The organism is Phaeodactylibacter sp. (assembly GCF_022763345.1).
Taxonomy (GTDB): Bacteria; Bacteroidota; Bacteroidia; order Chitinophagales; family Saprospiraceae; genus Phaeodactylibacter.
Window position 1 is genome coordinate 123,191 of record NZ_JALEGS010000035.1, and the last position, 9,260, is coordinate 132,450.

The following is a 9,260-nucleotide window of genomic DNA, read 5'->3' on the forward strand; positions in this document are numbered from 1 at the left end:
TTACAGTTTTTTGTTAAAATATTTTTTTGTCGTTTGTCATGATCAGACGCCGGTGTTTGGGCTCTTCGCCTCTTCCGGCAGCCAACTCTTATAATAATCCCGGTCCTCAATACCCATCGCATGCTCAGTCAGCTGCAACGGCTTAAAAGTGTCCACCATCACCGCCAACTCATGGGTGCCCTGCTTGCCGATACTCTTCTCAACAGTGCCAGGGTGTGGCCCATGCGGAATGCCACCGGGGTGGAGGGTGATCATGCCTTTCTCCACATGCTTACGGCTCATGAAGTCCCCATCTACGTAGTAGAGCACCTCATCGCTGTCAATATTGCTATGGTTATAAGGCGCAGGGATGGCCAGCGGGTGATAGTCATACAACCGGGGCACAAATGAACAAATGACAAAATTGCGTGCTGCGAAAGTCTGATGCACGGGCGGCGGCTGATGTACCCGCCCTGTGATAGGCTCAAAGTTGTGAATGCTGAAGGCATAGGGGTACACATAGCCATCCCAGCCAACCAGGTCGAACGGATGATTGAGATAAGTGTAGGGATAAACCTGGTCCTGCTTTTTAATGTAAAACAGGAATTCGCCCTGCTCATCGTGGGTTTCCAGCAACTCTGGTTTGCGGATGTCCCGCTCGCAGAAGGGGGCATGTTCCATCAGTTGCCCGTAGCCATTGCGGTAACGCTTGGGCGTAATGATAGGGCTGTAGGACTCCACGATAAAGAGGCGGTTGTCCTCCTGATCGAATTCGAGCTGGTAAACGGTACCCCTTGGGACCACCACATAGTCCCCATACTCAAATTCCACCACGCCGTACATCGTCTTAAGCCGACCTGTACCTTTGTGGATGAAAATACACTCGTCCGCATCCGCATTTTTGAAAAAATAATCCGTCATGCTTTTGCGGGGCGCGGCCAGGATGATCTTACAATCGTTATTGACGAGCACCGGCTTACGGCTCTTGAGGTAGTCCTCTTCCGGCGCCACCTCGAACCCCTTCAGGCTGCGGTGCTTGAGCTGCTTGTCCGCCACCACTTTTGGCGCTACGGAGTAAGGCTCGCCCACCTGAACGATTTGAGTGGGCGCATTCACATGGTAGAGCAGAGAATGCAGGTCACTGAAGCCTTCGGTGGAAAAAAGCTCCTCATGGTAGAGCTCCCCGTTAGGCTTCCGGAACTGCGTATGCCGCTTGGGCGGTACTTGTCCTAAGCTGTGGTAATGCATAAAATTCAGTTTTTCTGGTTTTGGCAAAAGTGGGCAAAGCCGGGCGGGCAAACTGCCGCACCCGCTTTGCAGAGCTACAATTGGTTCTATTTGGTATCCTCAGAGCTGAGGTTGTTGAATACGGTATTGAGCATGTCCATCAACTGATCGATCTGCCCGTTATCCATGTTGGCCCAGGCTTTGCTCCTGGCCCTGTGAATGATAGGCAGCACCTCGTCGATTTTCTGGTAGCCACCATCGGTGAGCTGAATGCGGAACCGCCTCCGGTCATCCGGGTCCGTGACGCGTTCCGTCAGCCCTTTCTGGCACAGTAAGTCGATAATCCGTGTGATGGTGGGCGGATCCTTGAAGGTTGCCCGGGCAATATCCAGCTGACTAAGGCCATTTTGCTGGTTGAGCGTCTGCAGCACCACCCATTGGTCGATGGTGATTTCAGTGCCGGCAGCAGCCAGCGTTTGCTGAAAGAACTGCTTCATCCGCTTGGCAGTACGCTCCAGCGTAAAGCCGGGCATGTCGGGGCGTTCAGTAATAGAATTGGGCTGTATTTGTGTCTCTGGCACGGCTGTGAAATTAGTTTCTGTAAAAATAATTGTTGTACGAACTAATTCAAAGCTTTCTGCCCTTTTTCTGTCCCGGTTGGCACAGTTTGACTGGAAGTTTACCGAAGCGCCGCCTCCAGTTGCTTCTGTCTGAGGCGGACAATCAACTGCCCGCCCAGCAGCAGCAGCTCCTGCTCCGCGGGTTCGATGGTATACTTTGTGCTGATGTAGGTCAGCAGGTCGTAGAGGATTTGCTTATCGCGGCCGGATACTTCAGCCCCCGATTTCAATACGCGGATGAGCCGCGCTTGTTCGTCCTTTATTTTGATGACATCGGGGGGCATCGCATCATTGCCTTCGAGTAGCACATTAAAGCCAAAGAAGACCGGCTCAATCCTTGCTGGTGTGCAGGCATCCATAATATCCCGTACAAGCGTGGCACGGCGGGCATCAAGCCCACTGGAGGGCAGGCGGGCAGCTACGCCGAGAGAGAACAAGGCACCTTCTTTTTCCGAAAAGGTATACCGGTTGCCAACTGCATCAGCATCGATTATGATCAGGATCTTGTGCCGGGTAGTTTCCTGCCTCAGTACTTGCAGTGCAGTGTAGTACCCCGTGTTGTCGGTCATTGCGCCATCAAACAGATGCAAATAAGGTCGTTCTGAGCTGTAGTTGCTAATCAAGGTGGTATTGGAAATCAGAACAGGAAAGCTGCCGCTGGACTTAATGCCGACCGATAAAGGCACGATGTAGGAAGCCGGGAACTCATTGACCTGCTTTTGCATCCGGTGCGTGTAGCCGACCACACCGTATTCTTCCAGGACATCAGGCGTGAAGGGGAAAATTTGCATGGTATTGACGGTAGAACTATTGGTAATGTGCATCGGCAGGCGTACCGGTAGATCTGCATCTTTAGGAATAAACATATCCCCCAGCCGAATACTTGGCGCATCTGAGCCCATAGCTTTCCGGCGGCTTTTATAGCCCAGTACCTGATCGTCAATGGCGCGTTCCAGTGCATCGCCATCGTCTACATGCGTAAACCAAAGGCGGGGGTTGAAATTGGCGCGGACCAAAGTGCCTACATAGGAGTAGGCCAGGGCTTCCCGTACACGCCGCTTTACATAATCTTCAAAAACAAAAGGGGCATCGGGGCGCAGCCGGTTGTGGTCGTAGAGGGCGGCGACATAAGACCCTCCGGCAAAGCCTCCTCCGGAAACGGTGGATAGGTAGTCGACTTCCTTGAGCAGGTTCTGATACCGCATGCCTTCAAAGTCTTCCAGCCCAAGCATAATGCCAACTCCGAAGTTTGCGGCTCTTGATCCTCCGCCAGAGATGGCCACCGCTATGCAAAGGTCTGGATTTTGACCGGGCCTTCCCTGCACACTTTTGTAAGTACTAAGATCTACAGTGGGCGCCAATTCCCCATCCCGAAGGAAGTGGCTACGGTCAGGATAAAGGGCTTTGCTGCAACTGCTAAGCAAAAGGCTAAAAAAAAGCAGCATAAGGGTAATTCGCATGAGGTTGACTTTTAGCGGGGTGAGCTTTTTTTCCAAATGACTCTAAAGTCATCAATAAAGATAGTGTCCTGTGGGCGTTTCCAAAAATAGAAAGCGAGCGTATCCGAGGGGAAAGACGGGGGGATGCGAAAGCTCCCCTCATGACGATGCCAGCCCTTTTTATTTGCAGAAGAGGAGTGAATTTGATGTGTAAAGTGGAACTGACTGGCATCAGGAGCTGATAAAACGAGCCTGGGTGAGCCGCCTTCCTGCCTGGCCTGTAAGCGGTATTCGAACTCGTCAAAAGGGGCTACCGGAAACACGCGGTGCGTAAGCCCGTACTCTTGCCCCGGGGCCATGCGATAAGCGAATGTGCCATTGTAACTATCTGGATAAAGGCTTGTTTTTTCAGTGCTCCTCAACTGGGCGAAGCCGGGCTCTTCAGGCCATCCGTCAGGCTCCATTTCGTAAACCATTGTATCACGGTCAGCCCACTCTGGCCTTTTCAAAAAGAAGATAGTATCCTTTCCGGGCGGTAGAATGCGCTGAAACGGATAAACCGCAACCGGGGTGTAATTGTGGTAAGGCCCAAAACTGACTACGTAGGTATCCTCTCCGACAAACCACCAGCTTTGAGCATAGGGCAGTTTGGGCCGCAAATGCCCCGTCCGGTACCAGCCATTAAATTCAAATCCTCCATCAATCTTTTCAGGGGGGATGCCGCTTTCCAGCGCTTCATTCAGCGCGGTCCACCTGGCCCGGTTCCATGCAAAATAATCATGAGTACCGGCGATGGAGAAACAATACCAAAGCAGCAACAAAACAGCAGCTGCCGCCAGTCTCTTTTGTGGACGAGCGTGCCCCACGGGGCGTATAATTAGCAGCCCGCTCAAAAGTACAGGGAGCAGATACCGGTCAAAGTGTACATAATTAACCAGCAGGAACAAAACATAAGGCAGCAGGAAGCCACAAAGCCCAAGGCGTAAGGTCTGTACAGTGTTTAATCCCGGCCATCCGTTGTTTCGAAACGGGAGGAACTGCTGTATCAATTGGATTGTCCGAATGCTTCCATGGCTGATGAGAAGGAGCAGGCCGGTCACTCCCAGCAACTTTGCCGGCAAACCAAGCCAGGAAGGCAGGGATGGCCAATGCCCGTTATGATGGACGCCCTGCAAAGGGATAGTCCCTAATCCACGGTGGTGGAGCGTATTGCCAAGCAGCCCCTCGTCCCAAGATAGAGCAATGAGGGCTAAACCGGCAGCACTCAGCAGCCCGGTGAGGGCCCATGCGCTTTTTGGACGGGGGCGGCAGGGGCTGAGCAACAATATAGGGAGCAGCATAAAGCCTGCATACATCAGGTACAAGCCGCCATAATTCTGCATGCTGCCTGCCACATGCTCCGGGGTAAGCAGGTGCCGTATGCTACCTGGCTGACTGAAAGCACCGGGAAGACCGGAAGGCGTACTTTGTTGCCAGAGGATGTAGCCTTGCAGGCACAGGTACACAATGGCGGTGCTCAGGAATGCCAGTCCAAGTCGCTGCCAGCCGGGCCTGCCCAGGAATCCGGCAATGCCCATCGCAAGGGGGAGAAGCAAAGCGGGCTGGCGCAACAGGATGGCAAGGCTGCTGAACAGCGTGGCGGCAGCCCACCATTGCCATTGGTCTTTTTCAAACGCCCGCAGATAGGCATAAAGGCTCATCGCCATCAGGCTTAGGAAGGGCACATCCGTCATAAAGGTGAGCGACAGTTCAAAAAAGACCGGGTTGAAAACCAGGGTGAGCAGCGCTACTAACTGCCACCAACCGGGCAACTCCAGCCGGGCCATGATTTTCTGAAAAGCCAGAATGCCCAATGTGGCGAGGACCAGCGTGGAAAAGCGCAAGGTGTAAAAAGAGAAACCCAATACTTTGGCAAACAGCCCCCCCCATATTACCTGCGTGAATAACGTCATGGCGGGCCAGTCGCTGACCCAGTACTCGCCAGTGTCCACCAAGTGCTTTACCGCTTCAGCGTAAGACCAGTCGTCATCAAGTGGGAAGTCGCCAACGGGCCATGCCATAAGTACAGCCAACAGCCAGAGGATAGCGAGCGCCCGCACGGGCTTTTGAGTGAGATTAGGCATAACCGCAAAGATACGGTATATTGGTAGTTCGAGTAAAGAAAGGGGATTGTAAAATCCGCCTAAAGTGTCAGCCGCCTTTCAACAAAATTAGATTTAGATTGTCCTTCAACCATATTTCTCGTAGTATCTTTTCCGCATTTCCAACTTTTTACATTTTAACCTTGTGATTGTATGAAAAACACATATTGGCCCATATTCATGTGGGCTTGCTTACTGGGCACCACACTGACGGCCCAGGTGGCAGAGCCTGACCAAATTGCTGCGCGCTACCTTATGGAGTCGCGGGAAGACCTGAAACTGACTCAGGCAGATATTGCAGACTACGAAATCACGAATACCGTAGTGACCCGCCATAACAAAGTGACGCACGTTTACCTGCAGCAGCAGCATGCCGGCATCCCGGTCCGTAACGCTATCCTGAATATGAATATTAAAGAAAATGGCGAGGTGTTCAGTATGGGCAACCGCTTCATTTCCGATTTGTCCAGCCAGGTGAATACCACCCAGCCGCAGATCAGCATGGAGACTGCGGTGAAGAAGCTGATGGCACATGCCAACGTGAATAGCAGTGCACCACTGAGCATTGACCGGCAACCCGGCGAGCATCATGCCATCTTCAATCCTGCCGGCCTGGCGCTGGAGCCCATTGAAGTGCATTTGGCTTATCAGCCTGTGCGGGGCGCCGTCCGCCTGACCTGGAATGTTACCTTTTATGAACTTAGCGGACAGCATTGGTGGGATGCCCGTATCGATGCCATTACCGGTGAAGTCCTCGATGCCTTCGATCAGGTGCTGCACTGTCAGTTTGGGCCCCACGTTGCTTCAGAAGAGCATAAAGCATTGCACTTGGAGCACCACCATGCTAAAACATCCAGTTTGCAATCGCCTCTGCCGCCTTCTTCACCTGAAGATGGCAGTCAGTACCGCGTCTTTCCGCTCACCGTAGAAAGCCCCAACCACGGCGACCGCATTCTAAAAACCAGTCCTGCCGATTCCATGGCCTCTCCTTTTGGCTGGCATGATGAGAATGGCTTGCCCGGACCGGAGTACACTATCACCAGGGGGAATAATGTGCACGCTTACCACGACATCTTTGACCTGAATACCTCTGTTGGTGATGAGCCGGATGGTGGGGATTCGCTCAATTTTGACTTCCCGCTCGACTTGTCTACCAACCAGCCGTTCACTCAGATCGACCCACTGGTCACCAACCTGTTTTACTGGAACAACATCATGCACGATGTGTGGTATCATTATGGCTTTGACGAGGCAGCCGGCAATTTCCAAACAACGAATTACACTGGGTTGGGAGAAGCCGGTGATTATGTACGCGCAGAAGCCCTGGACGGCAGCGGAACCAACAACGCCAACTTTGCGACGCCGGCCGATGGCAACCGCCCACGCATGCAAATGTATCTTTGGGGCGGAGCATTGCCCAACCTCGATACCGATGCCCGGCTCACGGTGACAGACACCACCGGCAATGCAACAGATTACACTTTCGTACAGGCGGGCTTCGGAGGAGCGCTTCCGGAAGCCAGTGCGCCACTAACCGGCGAGCTGGTCCTGGTGGAAGATGAGGCAGCGCCTGTCACTGATGCCTGTGAGGACCTGGTGAATGCCGCGGCTCTGGAAGGCAAAATTGCGGTTATCGACCGCGGTAGCTGTGAATTTGGTTTCAAGGTACTTAGTGCAGAAAACGCCGGAGCAATCGGTGCAATCATCTGCAACAACGTAGCTGGCGACCCTATCGTAATGGGCGCAGGCGCTGTAGGCGATCAGGTGACAATTCCTTCCGTAATGATTACGCAGGGCGACTGTGCAGTTCTGAAAACACTGCTGCCTGGCGCTACGATCAACCTTTCTGCTCCTGAACTTCAGGTCCCCAACCCGGGCCCCTCCGGCCTGAGCAGCGACCTGGATAACGGTGTGATTGTGCACGAGTACACCCACGGTATTTCTAACCGTTTGACCGGTGGTGCAGGCAACAGCGGCTGCCTGAGCAATTTTGAACAGGCCGGCGAAGGCTGGAGCGACTGGTATGCCCTGGCAATGACAACAACTTCCGAAAACACGGCAAACCAGGTACGGGGCATTGGCACTTACGTCGTCAATGAGCCAACTAACGGTGGTGGTATCAGGACTTATCCCTACACCCGCAATATGAACATCAATCCACACACCTACTCGGACATCAATGGGGAATCTGTTCCCCACGGTGTAGGTTCGGTATGGTGTGCTATGATTTGGGATATGTACTGGAACCTGGTTGACGAATATGGCTTCGATGACAACCTTTATACCGGCACCGGTGGCAACAATATGGCGATGCAACTGGTCACGGATGGGCTGAAACTACAGCCTTGTGACCCGAATTTCCTGGAAGCCCGAGATGCTATACTCGAAGCGGACATGCTCAACTACGGTGGAGCCAATCAGTGCCTGATTTGGGAAACCTTCGCCCGTCGGGGGCTGGGCGCGAGTGCCATAGCCGGGGGCGTGGAAGCCTTTGATGTACCGGATGCATGCAACTTCACGTTCCGGGTGAACAAAACCGGGGTGACAGAGGCTGATGCTGGCGATGTTATCACTTACAACCTCGAAATTATTAACGGCCGTACCGTAGCCGTGGAGGACGGTATCGTTACCGACCTTTTGCCGGAAGGCACCACTTTCGTGGAAGGCAGCTCCAGCTGCCCGGCTACTGTGGAGGATGGCGTGCTGACCTTCGACCTCGGTGCAGTGGAAAGCGGTGCGACCATCAACTGTAGCTATCAGGTGGCACTGGATGACGACAAAGGAACCTACGCAGTCTTTGAAGATGGTGCGGAAGAAGGGCTGGACAACTGGACACTGGAAGCACCGGTGGGTACCAGTAACTGGCAGGTGACCAACGTGGATGCCTATTCAGGCAACACTTCCTTCTTTGCCCGAAACCTGGGCACGGCAACAGAACAAAGAATGACCATTGAAGTACCTATGCCTAACGACGGGCAGCGGCGCGGCATTTCCTTCTGGCACCGGTACCAAACTGAAGATGGCTACGACGGTGGCATAGTCGAGATTTCTCCTAACGGAATTTTCTGGCTCAACGCCAGCGGCTACATTTTGGAAAACAATTACAACGGCACACTCAATCCCGCTGCAGGCCATACTTTGTCAGGGCAGCTGGCCTTTACCGGTGATAGCGATGGTTGGATACAAACGACCATTGACCTGGAATCTATCTCCTGGAGCAATATCATGGTCCGTTTCCGTTTTGTCACCGATGAGGGAACCGCAAGCAATGGCTGGTACGTAGATGATGTCCGGGTACTTGGCGAACTCTACAGCATTACCAACGTAGCCTGCGCCGGGGAAGGTGAGGAAGCCCTCTGCGATGAAACAACAACGATCGTCAACATCGAGAATCCGGTCGCCACGCGCGAACCTGCACTGCAAGTCGCTCTGACGCTGTCACCCAACCCAACCAAGGGCAAAGTGGTGCTCGCGCTGGACGAGCCTTTGAACACAAGAGTCGACCTGGAAGTGCTCTCCGCCGATGGCCGTCAGCTTCGTTCGGAGCAATTCGATAGCCTGGAGAACCATACCCTTGATTTCTCAGGGTACAGCGCCGGGGTTTACCTGGTCCGTTTGCGCACCAAAGACGGCGTAACTACCCGTAAGGTGATTCTGCAATAAATCCATACAAAGAGATAACTTTAGCAAAGTGTGGCTGCCCTGAATGTGTTTGGGGCAGCCACACTTGTTTTTGGATGGCTTGCGCGCTTGATCCATTGTGTGTATAACAAATTGCACAAGTTAGCTATCTTTAAAGTATGAAGAAGCCAACCCCCACCCCGAGCGAGCTAGAACAAGTTGCCGACGAGATA

The 9,260-nt window shown here is 53.2% G+C and carries 5 protein-coding genes; 1 reads left to right on the forward strand and 4 read right to left on the reverse strand.

Annotation, left to right across the window (positions count from 1 at the left end; all coding sequences use genetic code 11):
• Positions 1 to 42: 42 nt before the first annotated feature.
• From MRY86_RS09860 to MRY86_RS09875, 4 genes are all read right to left on the reverse strand, one after another.
• Positions 43 to 1,227, reverse strand: a complete 1,185-nt coding sequence (locus tag MRY86_RS09860; RefSeq protein ID WP_293565838.1) for a homogentisate 1,2-dioxygenase — start codon at positions 1,225 to 1,227, stop codon at positions 43 to 45.
• 86 nt (positions 1,228 to 1,313) lie between these two features.
• Positions 1,314 to 1,787, reverse strand: a complete 474-nt coding sequence (locus MRY86_RS09865; protein ID WP_293565840.1) for a MarR family transcriptional regulator — start codon at positions 1,785 to 1,787, stop codon at positions 1,314 to 1,316.
• A 98-nt stretch (positions 1,788 to 1,885) separates the two neighbouring features.
• Positions 1,886 to 3,286: a patatin-like phospholipase family protein gene (locus tag MRY86_RS09870; RefSeq protein WP_293565842.1), complete on the reverse strand. Its 1,401-nt coding sequence runs from the start codon at positions 3,284 to 3,286 to the stop codon at positions 1,886 to 1,888.
• A gap of 11 nt (positions 3,287 to 3,297) precedes the next feature.
• Complete coding sequence (locus MRY86_RS09875; RefSeq protein ID WP_293565844.1) at positions 3,298 to 5,388, reverse strand: glycosyltransferase family 39 protein; 2,091 nt, start codon at positions 5,386 to 5,388, stop codon at positions 3,298 to 3,300.
• A gap of 171 nt (positions 5,389 to 5,559) precedes the next feature.
• Between MRY86_RS09875 and MRY86_RS09880 the strand changes: the two genes are divergently transcribed.
• Positions 5,560 to 9,069, forward strand: a complete 3,510-nt coding sequence (locus MRY86_RS09880) for a T9SS-dependent M36 family metallopeptidase (protein WP_293565846.1) — start codon at positions 5,560 to 5,562, stop codon at positions 9,067 to 9,069.
• The last annotated feature ends 191 nt before the right edge of the window (positions 9,070 to 9,260 follow it).